The 16,750-nt window shown below is 36.2% G+C and carries 18 protein-coding genes; 4 read left to right on the forward strand and 14 right to left on the reverse strand.

All coding sequences use genetic code 11. The features are described 5' to 3' along the window. Positions 1-36: 36 nt before the first annotated feature. Entirely contained in the window at positions 37-2,406 is a 2,370-nt protein-coding gene (cpdB, locus tag MKX37_RS20150; protein ID WP_078421736.1) for a bifunctional 2',3'-cyclic-nucleotide 2'-phosphodiesterase/3'-nucleotidase, read from the reverse strand. 271 nt (positions 2,407-2,677) lie between these two features. Here cpdB and MKX37_RS20155 point away from each other — a divergent pair, with 271 nt between their 5' ends. Beyond that, entirely contained in the window at positions 2,678-3,457 is a 780-nt protein-coding gene (locus tag MKX37_RS20155) for a GDSL-type esterase/lipase family protein (protein WP_002129000.1), read from the forward strand. 72 nt (positions 3,458-3,529) lie between these two features. Continuing rightward, the gene (locus tag MKX37_RS20160; protein ID WP_002129002.1) at positions 3,530-3,976 is read left to right on the forward strand and encodes a MarR family winged helix-turn-helix transcriptional regulator; all 447 of its coding nucleotides are present in this window, start codon (positions 3,530-3,532) and stop codon (positions 3,974-3,976) included. A gap of 24 nt (positions 3,977-4,000) precedes the next feature. Here the strand turns inward: MKX37_RS20160 and MKX37_RS20165 are convergent, their stop codons facing one another. From MKX37_RS20165 to argC, 7 genes are all read right to left on the reverse strand, one after another. Continuing rightward, positions 4,001-4,216: a hypothetical protein gene (locus MKX37_RS20165; RefSeq protein WP_033731229.1), complete on the reverse strand. Its 216-nt coding sequence runs from the start codon at positions 4,214-4,216 to the stop codon at positions 4,001-4,003. Positions 4,217-4,274: 58 nt separating this feature from the next. Then, complete coding sequence (locus MKX37_RS20170) at positions 4,275-4,826, reverse strand: DUF2062 domain-containing protein (RefSeq protein ID WP_002167705.1); 552 nt, start codon at positions 4,824-4,826, stop codon at positions 4,275-4,277. 147 nt (positions 4,827-4,973) lie between these two features. Further along, on the reverse strand, positions 4,974-5,924 hold the full coding sequence (gene argF, locus MKX37_RS20175) for an ornithine carbamoyltransferase (RefSeq protein ID WP_002185000.1): 951 nt from the start codon (positions 5,922-5,924) through the stop codon (positions 4,974-4,976). Positions 5,925-5,936: 12 nt separating this feature from the next. Next, positions 5,937-7,097, reverse strand: coding sequence for an acetylornithine transaminase (locus MKX37_RS20180; RefSeq protein WP_002167704.1), 1,161 nt, complete (start codon positions 7,095-7,097; stop codon positions 5,937-5,939). After that, the gene (gene argB, locus MKX37_RS20185) at positions 7,094-7,861 is read right to left on the reverse strand and encodes an acetylglutamate kinase (RefSeq protein ID WP_033731234.1); all 768 of its coding nucleotides are present in this window, start codon (positions 7,859-7,861) and stop codon (positions 7,094-7,096) included. The genes MKX37_RS20180 and argB overlap by 4 nt, the downstream gene beginning before the upstream one ends. 11 nt (positions 7,862-7,872) lie before the next feature. Next, on the reverse strand, positions 7,873-9,096 hold the full coding sequence (argJ, locus tag MKX37_RS20190) for a bifunctional glutamate N-acetyltransferase/amino-acid acetyltransferase ArgJ (RefSeq protein WP_078421737.1): 1,224 nt from the start codon (positions 9,094-9,096) through the stop codon (positions 7,873-7,875). 10 nt (positions 9,097-9,106) lie between these two features. Continuing rightward, positions 9,107-10,144 (reverse strand): N-acetyl-gamma-glutamyl-phosphate reductase, encoded by a 1,038-nt coding sequence (argC, locus tag MKX37_RS20195; protein WP_002129012.1) that lies wholly within the window; start codon positions 10,142-10,144, stop codon positions 9,107-9,109. A 224-nt stretch (positions 10,145-10,368) separates the two neighbouring features. On the opposite strand from argC, the gene MKX37_RS20200 reads away from it, so the two are divergent. Next, on the forward strand, positions 10,369-10,554 hold the full coding sequence (locus MKX37_RS20200) for a YqzH family protein (protein WP_002014960.1): 186 nt from the start codon (positions 10,369-10,371) through the stop codon (positions 10,552-10,554). Between the two features lie 29 nt (positions 10,555-10,583). Here MKX37_RS20200 and MKX37_RS20205 read toward each other — a convergent pair whose 3' ends face one another. Further along, entirely contained in the window at positions 10,584-11,378 is a 795-nt protein-coding gene (locus MKX37_RS20205) for an SDR family oxidoreductase (RefSeq protein WP_078421738.1), read from the reverse strand. 9 nt (positions 11,379-11,387) lie between these two features. Continuing rightward, positions 11,388-12,341, reverse strand: coding sequence for an MBL fold metallo-hydrolase (locus MKX37_RS20210; protein ID WP_002014957.1), 954 nt, complete (start codon positions 12,339-12,341; stop codon positions 11,388-11,390). Between the two features lie 166 nt (positions 12,342-12,507). Here MKX37_RS20210 and proI point away from each other — a divergent pair, with 166 nt between their 5' ends. Beyond that, the gene (gene proI, locus MKX37_RS20215) at positions 12,508-13,347 is read left to right on the forward strand and encodes a pyrroline-5-carboxylate reductase ProI (protein ID WP_002066991.1); all 840 of its coding nucleotides are present in this window, start codon (positions 12,508-12,510) and stop codon (positions 13,345-13,347) included. 57 nt (positions 13,348-13,404) lie between these two features. On the opposite strand, the gene sdaAA is transcribed toward proI, so the two are convergent. The 4 genes from sdaAA to rnz form a co-directional block, all read right to left on the reverse strand. Further along, positions 13,405-14,283 carry an L-serine ammonia-lyase, iron-sulfur-dependent, subunit alpha gene (gene sdaAA, locus MKX37_RS20220; RefSeq protein ID WP_002033842.1) on the reverse strand — a complete coding sequence of 293 codons (879 nt, stop codon included), beginning with the start codon at positions 14,281-14,283 and terminating at the stop codon, positions 13,405-13,407. 18 nt (positions 14,284-14,301) lie between these two features. Further along, on the reverse strand, positions 14,302-14,961 hold the full coding sequence (sdaAB, locus tag MKX37_RS20225; RefSeq protein WP_002088527.1) for an L-serine ammonia-lyase, iron-sulfur-dependent subunit beta: 660 nt from the start codon (positions 14,959-14,961) through the stop codon (positions 14,302-14,304). A 45-nt stretch (positions 14,962-15,006) separates the two neighbouring features. After that, entirely contained in the window at positions 15,007-15,144 is a 138-nt protein-coding gene (locus tag MKX37_RS20230) for a hypothetical protein (RefSeq protein WP_229193783.1), read from the reverse strand. A gap of 562 nt (positions 15,145-15,706) precedes the next feature. After that, entirely contained in the window at positions 15,707-16,630 is a 924-nt protein-coding gene (rnz, locus tag MKX37_RS20235; protein ID WP_002014952.1) for a ribonuclease Z, read from the reverse strand. Positions 16,631-16,750 lie beyond the last annotated feature (120 nt).

Genomic DNA, 16,750 nt, shown 5'->3' on the forward strand with positions numbered 1-16,750 from the left:
ATTACCTTAATCGGTAATCCTTTTTATATTTCTCCGCTATCTATTCGCTTTCTTTCTTCTAAATAATATAAGTAATCCCGCTCCAACAAACGCCAGACCTGCTCCAATTGTAGAAGCAACACTTGTACCTGTTTTCGGTAAATCACGTTCTTCTTTATTTTCACTTACAGTTGTTGTTTCTTTTGAGTTTTGATTATCCGTTGTAGTTTGTCCAGATCCTGTATTATTTCCATCTTGTTTTGGTTCATTTCCATTATTGCCTTCACCTGTTGGTGGTGTCGTTGGATTTTCTCCGTTATTGCCTTCACCTGTTGGCGGTGTTGTTGGATTCTCTCCGTTATTGCCTTCACCTGTTGGTGGTGTCGTTGGATTCTCTCCGTTATTGCCTTCACCTGTTGGCGGTATCGTTGGATTCTCTCCACCAGTTTCCTTATCATCATTCTTCTTCGTTATATCAATTGCATATTTAGCAAATTCATTTTCAGATGGTCCAACATATGATATCTTTCCATCTTTCTTTATATGGTTTTGTGCATTTGGTGAAGAATCAAATGTTGTATTTAATTTATCTGCAACAATCGGCTTAAATGTCCAGTTTTGATCTGCTGCTGGATCAATAATTGGTGTTTCTTGCATATATTTCACAATGATTTGACGTGTTTCATCTTGTGATTGGTATACAACTTCCCCTTTACTTACACCAGGGAACGTTTGGCTACTTCCACGATAGTTATTTGTAGCTACGATGAACTCTTGATTGTCAGCTACAGGCTTACCTTCATACGTCATATTTACAATACGATTCGTATTTCCATTTACAACTTTACCATCTTTATCGTATTTCGCTGGTTGCGTCACGTCAATTTCGTATTTTAGACCATCTAAAATATCAAAATTATATGTAGGATAACCTATATTTACTAGTGGCTGCTCTTCTGTTTTCGCTGGATCAATTTTATTAAACTGACCAGCAGACATTTCAAGCCATTCTTTTACTTGTGCCCCGTTTACTTTTACAGCATATAACGTATTTGGATATACATATAAATCCGCTACGTTTTTAATTGCTAACGTCCCTGCTGGAATATCCGTATAATATGTAGCACCGTTTCGGCCACCCGCTTTAAATGGTGCTCCTGCAGATAATACTGGAATTCCTTTATATTTACTATATTGTCCGTTTTCAGCGAATAGCTTTTCTACATACCATTTTTGTGCATTTGTCACAAGTTGTACAGAAGGATCATCTTGTACTAATGAGAAATAACTATTAATTGGCGCTGTCGTTTTTCCTACAGCTGTATTCACATAATCAATTGTCGCTTGATGATCATCCTTAATTTCATTAACTAATCTTTGATCAGATTGTACTAATGGGTTCCCTTTACTATCAGCAATCGGACGAAGTTGCGGCTTCGATTGCTCTTTTTGTACTTCCCATTTTCCGTTTACCTTTTTCAATTGCATATCAATAATACCTAAGTTACTTCCAAAAACACCAGGCATTACAACAGGAACACCATTAAATACATCCTTCACTTCAGTATGTGAATGTCCCATTAATACTGCATCTACACCAGGAACCTCTGTTAAATAATATGAAGCATTTTCCATTTTGGGGCTACGGCCGCTCTTATCGACACCTGAATGGGCTAATGCAACAATAACGTCCGCACCTTGCGCCTTCATTTCTGGAACTAACTTTTCCGCTGTATCAACAATATCTTTCGCTTTCACTTTTCCTTCTAAATTCGCTTTATCCCAGTTCATAACTTGAGGTGGAACAAATCCCATTACGCCAATTTTCACTTTTTGTTTTTGACCTGATTCATCTTCTACTTCTTTTTCAAAAACATGATATGGTTTAAAGTAGTTTTGGTCGTTCTCTTCATTATTATCTTTATCATCCTTATAGACGTTCGAGTTAATAACCGGGAATTCTGTTTTACTAATTACTTTGTTTAAATAGTCTAAACCGTAGTTAAATTCATGATTCCCAAGAGAGATGACGTCATACTTCATTAAATTCATTACACGATATAATGGATGTGTATAACTAGGATCCACAGGCTTCTTCGGATCATTTATTTTATTCGCTACATAATCTCCAAGCGGTGTCCCTTGTAATGCATCCCCATCATCAAATAAGACAGAGTTCTTCGCTTCTTCACGTGCTTTATTAACAAGTGTTGCAGTTTGCACGAGACCTACTTTATTATCTGTTTTCGTTTGATAATAATCGTAATTCATTAAGTTAACGTGAATATCTGATGTTTCTAAAATTCGTAAGTTAACTGTACTCTCCCCAGCTTTTTCCTCTGCATGAGCTGTTGTCGGCAACACTTGCGGTGCTATAACGCCAATAGCAAGTGTTGCTCCAGCTAGCATTTTTTTTGACTTTTTCACAAAAGATCCCCCTTATACAATTACCCCAAAATAATGAAATGAATCTCTATCAGTCCCTAATCACATACCTTTTTCTTCTATTAGAGCGATGATTTTCACCTTATCTGACATTATCATATCTAAAGTTCTTTCATACCGTCAATATTTTTTGACATACTTCTACAAATTTTCTGTAAAGTTATTGTGAATTTTTCATAAATATATAATATGCCCTTACATTGCTTATACTGCTGAATATGATACAATTACCAATTACAAGGAGGATGAATTTATGAAAAAAATCATCTTAACAATTGTTTGTCTCCTCCTTCTAATCATTTCTTGTTCTAATTTTGAAAAGAACGATGAGATAGAACAAAAAGAAACTGAAGGAAAAGCAGAAAAAACATCTGCTCCCAGTTGGATTTATAAGCAAACGAATGACTCTTTTTATCACCTCGTATTAGGTGATTCACTTGCAAAAGGATATGGATCTACACAAGGGGGATTTGCCGAATTAGCTTCTAGACAAATAGAAACACAAATTCACAAACCAATTACAGTAGAAAACCTTGGGATAAACGGTCTTACTACAGATCGTCTCGCAAAAAAAGTTCAATCAGAAGATGTTCAACAAAAAATTAGGGAAGCAAATATCATTACTATTAGTATTGGAGGAAATAATTTATTCCGCTTAAATCGTGATGTAGGTGTTATAGATGGTATTAAAATGTTAAATAAAGAAAAAGCCCGTTTTGAAACGGATGTAAAAAATATTGTAAAGACCGTTCGAGATCAAAATCCGAATGCTTTACTCATTCTCTCTGAACTCTATAACCCTTTACAACTAGAGGACTCCATCGCAAGTTATGCAGATATGTTTTTAGACGGTTGGAATGATTCTATTTATTCTATTTCAAAAGCACATCAACCGTCGATCGTTTTACCAATTCGCAAATTAATATCGAATGATAAAAAAGAGTTACTATTTGACCAAGTACACCCAAATGATAACGGTTATGCGATTATTGCCAATACATTTACAAAGCAAGTGTTATCCTACAAATATTAAGGCTACCATGAAACAATTCTATTTTTATACCTTGTCTTTTTTGTTACAATGATAGTGGAAGGGGGCCGTTATATGGAATCACGCGAGTGGGAACGTATTGTTGATCATCTTCTTTCGCTAGTGCCTCTTTTTTATCGCAAATTTATGCTTCCTGGAGAGTTTTCTTCTCAAAGACATATGCCGCCATCGCATACGCAAGTGTTACTGCTTTTGCATGAAAATGGTACATTAGCAGTTTCAGAAATTGGCAAGCGGCTAGCGATTTCACGGCCTAACATGACCCCTCTATTAAACAAACTTATTCAAGAAGAGCTAATAGAGCGTCATTATAGCGAAAAAGATCGAAGGGTCATTTTAATTTCCCTAACAACTGAAGGGAAAGTGTTAGTAAGTCAGTATCAGCAATTCATTTTAGGCAAACTAAAAGAAAATTTTCAAACATTATCTGAGGAAGAGCGTGAAAAGCTCATTTATTCTCTTAAAACCATTCAAAATTTAATTTTGAAAACAAACGCATAAAGCTGCTTCTAAATAGAAGCAGCTTTATGATTCGTAATAATTACCATAGTATACATTTGAATACGGCCATGTCGTTAAATATGGTTTTTGTTCTTGCGTAGGCTGTTGTTGTGGTATTTGTGGTATTTGTGGTATTTGCTGTAATTGTTGTTGTCGATATAACTCGTATTGTCTACTCATATCATAAACCGGATAATAATTTACATATGGGTATACTTGCGGTACGTAATAATAATACATTCATTCTCTCCCCCTTTTTCTTAAACATATTCAAAGGAGAAAATGAATGTGACATTCTTTATATTTGAACAAGTGGTTCTCTCACTTGTTTCTTTCTTTTCTTCAAACGTAACTTACGATTCTTTTCATATAAATAATGCACAACGAAATATGAAATTACCCCACACACAATTCCTATTATCGTCATACCAATTAATACATATACTTCACTCTGTAATAAGCTCTTTAACATCGTAAAAATATGGCTCGAAAACAAATCTGATATCGTAAATGGTTCATGATGTATTTTCTGTACATGAAATGGGTAAATCATTTTTCCTAGCGCATAAGCAAACGGAAATAAAAATACTGGGAGAAACGATATTTTCCCAATAATATTACCAATGACTGCGGCTGGAAAAGATCCCTTTGCTAACCTTACAATTGGATAAAATATTAAATATACGAGCGATGCCGTATAAATCACCAACATTTCTAAACCAAATCCAATAGCAAAACCTAGCGACACTTTCTTTGCTCCTTCTGGGGATCGAAGCAACTTAAAATATTGAAACTTTAATATTCTCCACATCCGCTGAAAAAACGAATATGTTTTCTTAGTTGTTTTCAAATTCATCATCTCTTTAACTATATTTTTTATCTAGTATGTCCTTACATGATATGAAAAACAAATTTAGTTTTCTCTTTTTATTATAAATGATATAGAGATAATTAACTAAATATACATCCGACATTTCCATATAAAAAAACCTCCCTTTTAGGAAGGCTCTTCTATATTTTTAAATAAACTCACTAATAAAGCTTTTTGCGCGTGCAACCTGTTACCAGCTTGCTCAAAAACGATAGACTGTGGCCCATCTATAACCTCTCCAGTTACTTCTTCTTCACGATGAGCAGGCAGGCAGTGCAGGAAACGATATGTTTGCTTTGCATGTATAACAAGCTCTTTATTTACTTGGAAAGGCTGGAATAAAGTATATTTTTCTGCTTCTCCTTCTTGGCCCATACTCATCCAAACGTCAGTATAAATAAAATCTGCTCCACTTACCGCTAATTCAGGATTATGCAAAATTTCAATTTCAGCCCCTGTTTCATCAGCAATCGCTAATGCTTTTTTAACAATTTCTTCATTCGGCTCATACCCTACGGGAGTTGCAACAGTCATATTCATTCCGACTTTTGCACTCGCTAGCAATAGTGAATGACATACATTATTCCCATCACCTACATAAGCTAATTTAACTCCTTTAAACGTATGAACTTCTTCATATATCGTCATTAAATCTGCCAATGCTTGGCAAGGATGATGATCATCAGTTAAACCGTTAATAACTGGGATACTGGACTCTTTTGCAAGCTCCTCTACATCCGCATGCGAAAATGTGCGTATCATAATTCCATCAATATAATGAGATAGTACTTTCGCAGTATCTGACACCGTTTCTCCTCTGCCAATTTGCATCTCTTTTCCACTTAAAAACATTCCATGTCCTCCGAGCTGTACCATTCCTGCTTCAAAAGAAACGCGAGTACGGGTTGAATGTTTATCAAAAATGAGACCTAATATTTTCCCTTGTAATAAAGGCTCTTGCTTGTTCTTTTTTAAATATATAGCGAACTCAATTAAAGAAATGATTTCTTCTTGCGTCAATTCTTCTAACGTTAAAAGATCTTTCGTATTTAATTTCGGTACTTGTACAGTTGACATGAAATTTCCCCCTTATATTATTGATGCATTTTTTGTACAAACCACTCTTTTTAGCATATATATTGCCTGTTCTAGCTCTTCATTCGTTACAATAAGTGGTGGTAGTAGTCTTATAACATTAGGCCCTGCTTGTAATACGAGAAGTCCTGCTTTTTCTAGTTGTTCTATGACATTTGCAACCTCATGCTTGCATTCGATTCCAATCATAAGTCCCTTACCACGAATATTTTGAACACATTCAACGTGTCTTAATTCTTCTTGCAATTTCTTTAATACGTACTCGCCCTTTTCCTGTACCTCTTTAAAAAACGATTGCTCCTTAATGAATTGCAATACTTCTTTCGCTGCAGTCATAGCAATATAATTCCCACCGAAAGTTGAACCGTGTGACCCGGCAGTAAAAGAAGAACCTAGTTCTTTTCGGCCAATCATCGCTCCAACTGGAATACCATTCCCAAGCGCCTTTGCGATGGTAACGATATCAGGAACTATTCCCATTTGCTCATAAGCGAATAGTGTTCCTGTTCTGCCTATTCCAGTTTGTACTTCATCTATAATAAAAAGAGCATTGTACTGATTACATAGTTTTTCAATTTCCTTCAAAAAGGATGGATCAGCTAATATTACTCCTCCTTCTCCTTGAATAACTTCTACCATTACCGCCGCAACTTCTTCATTCATTACTTCCTCTAATGCTCGTATGTCGTTAAATGGTATATGTAAAAAAGACGGAAGTAATGGGCCGAATCCTTCTTTCACTTTATCTTGCCCTGTTGCACTCATCGTTCCAAATGTTCTCCCGTGGAAAGATTGCTCACATGTTACTACGAGAGATTTTCCAGTATGCTTACGTGCTAGCTTTAAAGCCGCTTCATTTGCCTCCGCCCCGCTATTACAAAAAAACACATGATCTAATGCTGTATCTTCTGTTAATAATGATGCGACCTCTTCTTGTAAGGAGTTCGTAAATAAGTTAGATATATGCCATATATTTCTAAGTTGCTTTTCTACTGCCTTTACAACCGTAGGATGACAATGTCCTAAGTTACATACTCCAATACCAGAAGTGAAATCTAAATATTGCTCACCACTTTTATCAATAACTTTAGCCCCATTGCCCTTTAGAAATTCAATTTCTCTTCTTCCATATGTTTGAAAAAGATGGTTTGTCATACGATACTCACTCCTTTTGTTACCGTAGTTCCAACACACTCTCCTGTAACCTCAGTAAAATCCTTTGTACCATTTACGATACTAGCCTTTTCCACTCCCATTTTTAACGATGTAAGTGCCGCCTGTACTTTCGGAATCATTCCACCTGTAATGACGCCTTGTTCTATAAAAGTAAGAATTTCATATTCATCCGTTTTCTTTACCAATCTTCCTTCGTGTAATACTCCATCTACGTCCGTTATAAAAATGAGTTCTTTTGCGGATAGTGCGGCTGCAATTCCAGCTGCAGCGGTATCTGCATTTATGTTATAAACCTCATTACCATTTATCCCAATCGGGGCAATGACAGGAATATAATTCATATCTATCAACCCTTTCAATAGGGCTGTTTCTACATAACTTACTTCTCCTACATATCCTATCGCTTCGCCAACAGGTTGAACTTGAAGTAAATTACCGTCACATCCTGAAAGCCCCACCGCAAGTAAATCATGTTTTTGTAAATTCATTACGAATTTTTTATTCGTACTTCCGCATAGCACCATTTGAACAACATCCATAACCTCTTTTGGTGTTACTCTTAATCCATCTTTCTTTTCTATCTCGATATTAGAGTCTTCTAACTTGGCATCAATTTCTGGGCCACCGCCATGGACAATAACAACCTTATACTTATTTTGCAATTTCTTTATACAATCAAAAAAGACACTATTTAATCGATTCAACATGCTACCGCCACATTTAACTACAATATAATCACTCATCTTCTCTCTCCTTATGTACGATAACAAGCATTTATTTTCACATATTCATAACTTAAGTCGCAGCCCCAAGCTGATCCCGTTTCATCTCCTAAATGTAAACACACATCAATTTTTATTTCATGTTCTTGTAATTTCTTTGTCATTTCCTCTTCAGAAAACATTTGAGGCTCACTATTTTTTAATACGGCGATAGATTGAAGAGTGATATCAATTGTATTTGGGTTAATAATTACTTCACTCTGTCCAGTACTACTAATAATTCGTCCCCAATTTGGGTCCTCACCGTATATCGCTGTTTTCACAAGACTGGAACCGACTATTTGTTTTGCAATTTTCTTTGCTTCTTCATTTGTTCTAGCCCCTAACACGTTTACTTCTATTAACTTCGTAGCACCTTCACCATCTTGTGCAATTTTTTTCGCTAAATCTTCACATACCTTTTGTAAAGCAACTACGAAAGTTTCCCAGTCTTCATGTTCCATATTCATCGTTTTCGTTTCTGATAATCCACTTGCCATAGCGATGACCATATCATTTGTAGAAGTATCTCCGTCCACCGTAATTTGATTAAACGTATGATTCGTAATTTGTGATAATGCTGTTTGCAATACTTCATGCTCTATATTGGCGTCTGTTGTAATAAAACTAAGCATCGTTGCCATATTCGGTTTGATCATCCCTGATCCTTTTGCGACCCCAGCAATGATCACTGCTTTCCCATCAATTATCATCTCATAGCAAGTTTCTTTCGTTATAAGATCTGTCGTTAAAATTGCTTCACAAAAAGAATAAGCTTCACTTACTTCCTTTGTTGGCACAAGAGATTCAATTCCCTTTCGAATGATATCCATCGGTAAAGGTACTCCAATTACACCTGTTGAAGCGACTGCGACGTACTTTTCTTTTATTCCAAAGTGTTCCGCTCCTAATGTTCGCATCTCATAAGCATCTTTCAATCCTTTCATCCCCGTACAAGCATTTGCATTGCCGCTATTTACAACAATTGCTTGTAATTTCCCTTCTGCTGCTATGCTATCCTTCGTTACTTGCAACGGCGCTGCTTGTATTTGATTTGTTGTATACACAGCGGCACATGATGCTGGCACCTCACAAACGATTGCACCCATATCCTTTTTCACCTTTTTCAGACCATTTGCAGTACCGATTGCCAAAAAGCCTTTTGGTGTAACAATTGAACCATTTGCTAATTTTTTAATAGACGATGCTTTAATCATAATTTCCCCCTTATGGATAAAGCGGCATATGCTGTAAACCCGTTGTCTCTTCTAGCCCCGCTAATAAATTTGCATTTTGAACTGCTTGCCCTGCCGCACCTTTCATCATATTGTCTATAACAGAAACGACCGTAACTCTTTCTGTTCTTTCATCGTAAGCTATCCCAATATCACAATAATTTGAGCCCCTTACTTCTTTCGGACTTGGAAATTCTCCTTGCGAGCGAACTCGAACGAAAGCTGAGTATTCATACGTTTCTTCATACAATTTTTGAAGTTGCTCTATTTTCATTTCCTCTTTCACTTTCGCATAAAGTGTAATCATAATCCCTCGTGATATCGGTATTAAATGTGTACTAAACGTGATTGGCTTCGTTTCATGATTCCACTCTGCAAGCATTTGCTCAATCTCAGGAACGTGCTGATGTTGATTAACTTTATAAATGTGTAAGTTATCGTATAACTCAGGAAAGTGAGTCATTGTTGTTGGCGTTTTGCCCGCTCCAGATACTCCTGATTTCGCATCAATAATAATCGAAGCTTCTTCAATTATGCCGCTACGTACTAACGGCGCTACCGCTAATAATGCAGCTGTAGCAAAACATCCTGGGTTTGCAATTAAATTTGCATTTTGGATCTCAGGCCTTTTCCATTCACTTAATCCATATACTGCTTTCCTAAGAAATTCTTCCTGTGCAGCTGGCCTTTTATACCACAATTCATATGACGAGGGATCTATCATACGAAAGTCTCCAGATAGGTCAATTACTTTTAAACCTACTGCCAATAATTTTGGTGTTAACTCTGCCGATACTCCCGCTGGAGTTGCTAAAAATACAATTTCAGCTTCCTTCTCTATTTTCTCCGCATCAATTTCTTGTAACGTATGGACAAGAACATTTCGAAAATGCGGGTATACATTTGTTATAAATTCACCAACTTGTGAAAAAGAATGGAGAGATGCTATCGAAAAATATGGATGTTGCTCTAATAACCGAATTAACTCAATACCTCCATATCCAGTTGCTCCAATAATTGCGACTTTCATAAGCTCCTCCTCATATCTATTCTTTAAATTAAGTTTGATTATAATATTGCATAATTATAAAGTCAATTAAATATTTATAATTTTAAAAAACTTCAAAATATTATTCTCGCTATAAAAGCGATATACACAAGTGGATTTTTATGCAAAAATATTGCATAGTAGTATTTTCATTTCACTTCAAGTACAATAAAACAATACATGTATACATACAGGCGGGGAAAAACATGAATAAAAAATTAATTGAGAAAATGATTATAAAAAGTTTTCGGCAATATCAATGTAATCCTGTTTCAAAAGAGGATCAGGAAATGCTAATTAAACATATTCAAATGATAATTCATTCAAATACTGAAATTGATGTATACGAGGCTGTTGAGGATATCGTTTACGATTATGTGACTGGAAAATAAAAAATAGGAGATTTCCATATGGAAATCTCCTATTTTTTACTTAATGATTTGCCTGCAACGCGTTCAAATAAACCTGGGAATAATGCGTAGAGCTTTGGCCCCATTCCCATCCACTTCGGCAAGTTTACTTCACGTTTTTTCGTTTGCATCGCCTTTACGATTTGTTCTGCTACATATGTTGGTTTTAACATGTAACGTCCCATATTTTTCACATATGTACCTGATTGATCGGCTATTTCAAAAAAGTTCGTTTCTATCGGTCCTGGGTTAATTGCTGTGACATACACATTTGTGTTAGATAACTCCATACGTAAACTATTCGTAAATCCTAATACAGCGTGTTTTGTTGCTGCATAAGCACTCGACTTCGGAGTTGCAATTTTTCCAGCCAATGAAGCAATATTAATAATTTGTCCTTCGTTCCTTTTTACCATATTAGGTAATACCACTTTCGTACAAGCTACTAATCCAAATACATTTACTTGAAACATATCCTTTACTTCATCCATTGAAGCATCTTCAAACGTTTTAAAAATACCAAACCCAGCATTATTTACCAATATATCAATACGGCCTACTTCTTGTAATACCTTTGAAAAAACAGATTGTACTTTCGTTTCTTCCCTTACATCTAATACATAGTAATAGCAAGGCGTATTATAAGTTACTTTAATTTTGTCTGCTAATGCTTGTAGCTTCTCTTCTGTTCGAGCCATTAATACCGGCGTCGCCCCTTGCTCTGCAACCTGCATTGCAACTTGCTCTCCAATTCCACTAGAAGCACCTGTAATGACGATTACTTTTTCTTGTAAACGTCCCGTCATTGCTGTCACCTACTTTGCATAATAAATCAATTGTTGTGAAGATTCATCAATCATCACCTGTTGATTATATGCTAAAAAGTCTAATTGTCCAACAGTTTCTGAGATAGTAAGTGGTAATTGCTCTTTATATAATACCGGAAATAGTTTTACACACACCTCAAATGCTGTCATTGGCTTTTCCTTTAATAGTTCAAGCACTTTAAAAGCACGTGTCTCTTGCTTTTGTAATCTTGTTTCAATAAGTTGTTTCACATTCAGAACATCTTCCCCATGCCCTGATAAAATCCGTGAAATATTCATTTCACTTAAACGTTTTAACGTTTGATTGTACTGCAATAAGGGATGCGCTCTTTCTGTTTGCCCTTCATATGGTGGTTCTAATATTGGATTTGAAGAAATATGACTAATGAGAGCATCCCCACCAATTAATATTCCATCAGATTCTCTATATAATGAAATATGAGTGGAAGCATGACCCGGGGTTTCAATCACTGTAAATCCAGGTAATGAATCTATACGATCTCCCTCTCTCACGGTATGTGTTAACGATCTATTACAAGAATATTTAAGTGTCTTCGTCGTCAATAACGCCTCACCATTCAGAAATACTGCTGGAACGCCGAACTGCAAGGCTGTCTCTTTAAAAAATTCATGATACCTCTTTAAAAATTCAGCATTCTGTGTAATCCATGGTTCATTCCAAGGATGTCCGATAATCTTTACTTTTTCAGAAAATGTATTTAAAAGTCCGCAATGATCCGCATGGTGATGCGTAATCACTACCGTTTCAATATCTTCTATCTTATATCCTAATGCACCTAATTGACTTTCTAGTGCTTTCTTTGCTTCTTCTGTATTTGTCCCTGTATCAATTAACGTTAATGTTTCTCCCTCAACTAAAAACACATTCACTGTCTCAACTGCAAATGGAACAGGAATCTCCATTCGATGAATCGCCGTCATGCTTAGCCCCCCCTGTCTTTTTCCGGTTCAAAAATGAATACCTCTTCAGTTTACAACTTCCCTATAAATTTGTCATTATTTTCAGATAAAAAGAGGTCTTTTCCATAAAAAAACGAATGTATGTACATTTATAAGTATTTCTAACCAAATTTAAAGGAGGCACATCATGTCTATGCAAAACATTTCCTTTCTCGGTGCAGGCTCTATTGCCGAAGCGATTATTGGTGGCTTATTAAACGCAAATGTTGTTAAGGGAGAACACGTCACTGTAAGTAATCGTTCTAACGAGACAAGATTACAGGAGTTACATAAAAAATACGGTGTCAAAGGTACACATAATAAAAAGGAATTACTTGCTGATGCAAATATTCTTTTTCTAGCTATGAAGCCAAAAGATGTCGCAGAAGCGGTTATTCCTCTTAAAGAATACATAAATAATGACTTGCTTATTATTTCGTTATTAGCAGGTGTTTCTACTCATTCAATTAGAAACCTACTTCAAAAAGACGTTCCGATTATTCGTGCAATGCCAAATACATCTGCAGCCATTTTAAAATCCGCTACCGCTATCTCACCTTCAGAACACACAACGGAGGAACATATTCGCACTGCAACATCTTTATTTGAAACGATTGGTCTCGTCTCTGTTGTAGAAGAAGAAGATATGCATGCTATCACTGCATTATCTGGAAGTGGACCAGCTTATATTTATTACGTGGTAGAGGCACTGGAAGAGGCAGCAAAAAAAATTGGTTTAAAAGAAGATGTTGCAAAATCTCTTATTCTTCAGACGATGATTGGTTCTGCTGAAATGCTAAAAGCAAGCGAAAAACACCCTTCTATTTTGCGAAAAGAAATTACTTCTCCTGGCGGAACAACTGAAGCAGGTATTGAAGTATTAAAGGAGCATAATTTTCAACAAGCATTAATCTCATGTATTACACAAGCAACGAAACGATCACACGATCTTGGAAAAACATTAGAAGAAATAGCAAAAGAAAAATAAAAAACGGAGCTCAACTTTATTTGAGCTCCGTTTTTACTTTAATCATATGATATGCTTTTAGTTATTACTCTTACCAAAAATCTCTTCTTGCAAACGACGACCTGTCGGTGTTGCTGCAAGGCCACCTTCTGCTGTTTCACGAAGTGCTACTGGCATCGTTTGTCCAATTCTAAACATCGCCTCAATGACTTCATCACATGGAATTGTACTAGTTACACCAGCTAATGATAAATCAGCTGAAATCATGGCATTCGCAGCTCCTGCTGCATTACGTTTTACACAAGGTACTTCTACAAGCCCTGCAACAGGATCACATACTAAACCAAGCATATTCTTTAATGAAATCGCCATCGCTGTAGCTGCTTGATCTTGTGTTCCACCAGCCATCTCAACTGCTGCTGCAGCTGCCATTCCACTTGCTGAACCTACTTCAGCTTGGCAACCTCCTGCCGCGCCAGAAATACAAGCATTATTCGCAACAACCATACCGAAAGCTCCTGCTGTAAATAAAAATTCAATCATTTCTTCGCGTGTCGGCTGTAATTTTTCTTGCAGTGCAAACAGTACACCTGGCACTGTTCCAGCAGATCCTGCTGTTGGTGTTGCACAAATAATTCCCATCGCCGCATTTACTTCATTTGTCGCAACAGCTTTACTCACTGCGTCCAAAATCGTATCTCCAGATAAACCTTTTCCACTCTGCATATACGCTTGGACTTTCACAGCATCCCCGCCAGTTAAACCAGTCGGTGATTTTACACCACGAATACCGCGTTCTACTGCTTGTTCCATCACGACTAAGTTCTTTTCCATTCCAGCAATTACTTCTTCACGTGAGATATTTCTTGTTTGCATTTCACATTGAATCATAATTTCTGCGATTTTTACATTTTGCTCTTTAGCTTGCGCCACTAGTTCCGCTGCGTTCCGAAACATGGTGTGTCCCCCCTGCAATTAATCCATAATAGTTACTTGACAAATATTTTGTTGCCCATTTATTTCCGCAATTACTTCATCTGCTAATAATTCATCTGTTTCAATGACCATAAGCGCTCTTCTTCCTTTTTCTTTACGAGAAACACTCATTGTACTTATGTTAATCTCATGCTTAGCAAGGATTGAAGCTACAGCTGCGATAGCACCAAAGCGATCGTTATTTACAATAAGTAGTGCTGGACTCGTGCCTGTTAATTGAAGATCGAATCCGTTTAATTCTACAACTTCAATTTTACCGCCACCAATTGAGCAAGCAACAACTTCAATTTCCTCTTCACCTTTATACAGACGAATTTTCGCTGTATTTGGATGCGGAGCATTTGCATCTTCTTCAATGAATTCCACTTCAATCCCGCGTTCTTTTGCAATATCTAACGCACTTGGAATACGTAAATCATCTGTTTCAAATCCTAGTATTCCACCGATTAGCGCTACATCCGTACCGTGACCACGGTATGTTTTTGCAAATGAACCATATAATGAAATGCTAACTCTCTCTGGTTCATGACGAAACAGCTGACGAGCAACTTGCCCCATTCTTGCCGCGCCTGCTGTATGTGAACTTGATGGACCAATCATAACCGGACCAATAATATCAAACACTGAGCGATACTTCATCATAACTCCCCCTAAACCTCTATGAAAAAATTATTTACTATTCTATTAAGCTACCAAATCGGTTGCTGTTCCAGTCGTACCACGAATTTGTTCCGCTGTAAGAATTGGATAGTTTTTGAATAACAGTGAAGCAATATATCCTGAAATAATACCAGTTATAATAATAAATAAGAAACTTAGCATTACCTGCATTTAAAAATAATATAAGATAGTCCACAATAAAGTCTGGTAGCAATCCAAAGTTTAACACAGAACCCCTTACAAGCATAGCATAAACAAGTGAAACTCCCATTGCTTTCATACCTTTTGATATTTTAAAGCTAAAAAGGAAAAAAAGACTTAGTACAAATAATAGTAATATCCTTCCTATTATAATTTCCATGTTGCTCTCTCACGATTTAGTCAACTTCACTTGTTATGACAAATGGCTAAAACGCATGTAGCCTACAATAAATTATAATCTGCCCTCATTATAGCTTGTTTTTAATAAAACGCTTACTTTTAATGAATTTTAAAAGTTCTGAATAAAAATCCATTTTCGCTACTTGTACCACTCGTATGTCGTCTGACTTATATAACAGTTTTTCTAAATAATCGGCATTATGTATTTTTATCCTATATCTTCACATCATTAAAACTTTCTGTGTCATCCTATATAAAAATAAAATGATAACAGTTTTATTTTTAATTTTTTTTAGAAATAAAAAAAATGGCAACCTATCGTCACCATTTTTTCACAACATTATTATCTTTCTACTGGAAATGATTTTAGATCCGTAGCTATTTCTGTATTAGAAAATAGCTCTCTTGCCTCTTTCAATAATTCCTTATATGTATCTCCTTGATAACGAGAACTAATATGAGTCAATATTAAGCGTTTTGCATTTGCCTGAAGTGCAATACTCGCAGCTTGCTTAGATGTGGAATGAAAATAATCATACGCTTGTTGTTCATCTTCTGCCGCAAAAGTCGCTTCATGAACAAGTACGTCAGCATCTTGCGCAAGCTCTCTACTCGCTTCGCAATATCGTGTATCGCCTAAAATTGTAATAACTCTTCCTTTTTGAGGCGGGCCAATAAAATCTTTTCCATCTAACACTGTGCCATTCTCTAATTCAACTACTTCACCATCTTTTAAGCGTTTAAAAACTGGACCAGGTTTCACACCCATTCCCAGTAACTTATCCACTAAAAGAGCTCCCTGTATATCTTTCTCTACAATTCGATATCCGAAGCATTCAATTCCATGTGATAACCTTTTTGTTTCTACACAAAATTCATTATCCTCAAACACAATACCTTCTTCCGTAATCTCAACGATTTCAAGTGGATATTTAACATGTGTCGTACTTACTAATAATGCCACTTCAATAAATTGTTTAATTCCTTTTGGTCCGTACACTGTTAATTTTGTTGTTCCACCTTGAAACGAACGGCTACCCAATAAACCCGGCAATCCAAAAATATGATCGCCATGTAAATGCGTAATAAATATTTTTTCAATGCGGCGTGGACGTACAGACGTATGTAGTATTTGATGTTGCGTCGCCTCGCCACAGTCAAATAACCAAGTCTGTCCTCGTTCTTCTAACAACTGCAAAGCAATTGCTGAAACATTCCTTCCTTTTGAAGGAACACCTGCACCAGTCCCTAAAAATACAAATTCCACTTTCTTTCCTCCAGCTCTTTATATAATCTATCTTTCATCTTACGGAATGTTATTTCAAATGGCAAATTGAATTTGTATAACCAATCATCTAGACAACTATATAACACGAACATTATACTT

This window comes from Bacillus sp. FSL R5-0709 (assembly GCF_038004785.1).
Taxonomy (GTDB): Bacteria; Bacillota; Bacilli; order Bacillales; family Bacillaceae_G; genus Bacillus_A; species Bacillus_A mycoides.

Bases quoted from the DNA above. Each gene is read 5' to 3' on its own strand.
- MKX37_RS20155 (WP_002129000.1), top strand. From the start codon at position 2,678: ATGAAAAAAATCATCTTAACAATTGTTTGTCTCCTCCTTCTAATCATT.
- MKX37_RS20160 (WP_002129002.1), top strand. From the start codon at position 3,530: ATGGAATCACGCGAGTGGGAACGTATTGTTGATCATCTTCTTTCGCTA.
- MKX37_RS20165 (WP_033731229.1), bottom strand. From the start codon at position 4,216: ATGTATTATTATTACGTACCGCAAGTATACCCATATGTAAATTATTAT.
- argF (WP_002185000.1), bottom strand. From the start codon at position 5,924: ATGTCAACTGTACAAGTACCGAAATTAAATACGAAAGATCTTTTAACG.
- MKX37_RS20180 (WP_002167704.1), bottom strand. From the start codon at position 7,097: ATGACAAACCATCTTTTTCAAACATATGGAAGAAGAGAAATTGAATTT.
- argB (WP_033731234.1), bottom strand. From the start codon at position 7,861: ATGAGTGATTATATTGTAGTTAAATGTGGCGGTAGCATGTTGAATCGA.
- argJ (WP_078421737.1), bottom strand. From the start codon at position 9,096: ATGATTAAAGCATCGTCTATTAAAAAATTAGCAAATGGTTCAATTGTT.
- argC (WP_002129012.1), bottom strand. From the start codon at position 10,144: ATGAAAGTCGCAATTATTGGAGCAACTGGATATGGAGGTATTGAGTTA.
- MKX37_RS20200 (WP_002014960.1), top strand. From the start codon at position 10,369: ATGAATAAAAAATTAATTGAGAAAATGATTATAAAAAGTTTTCGGCAA.
- MKX37_RS20205 (WP_078421738.1), bottom strand. From the start codon at position 11,378: ATGACGGGACGTTTACAAGAAAAAGTAATCGTCATTACAGGTGCTTCT.
- MKX37_RS20210 (WP_002014957.1), bottom strand. From the start codon at position 12,341: ATGACGGCGATTCATCGAATGGAGATTCCTGTTCCATTTGCAGTTGAG.
- proI (WP_002066991.1), top strand. From the start codon at position 12,508: ATGTCTATGCAAAACATTTCCTTTCTCGGTGCAGGCTCTATTGCCGAA.
- sdaAA (WP_002033842.1), bottom strand. From the start codon at position 14,283: ATGTTTCGGAACGCAGCGGAACTAGTGGCGCAAGCTAAAGAGCAAAAT.
- sdaAB (WP_002088527.1), bottom strand. From the start codon at position 14,961: ATGAAGTATCGCTCAGTGTTTGATATTATTGGTCCGGTTATGATTGGT.
- MKX37_RS20230 (WP_229193783.1), bottom strand. From the start codon at position 15,144: ATGCTAAGTTTCTTATTTATTATTATAACTGGTATTATTTCAGGATAT.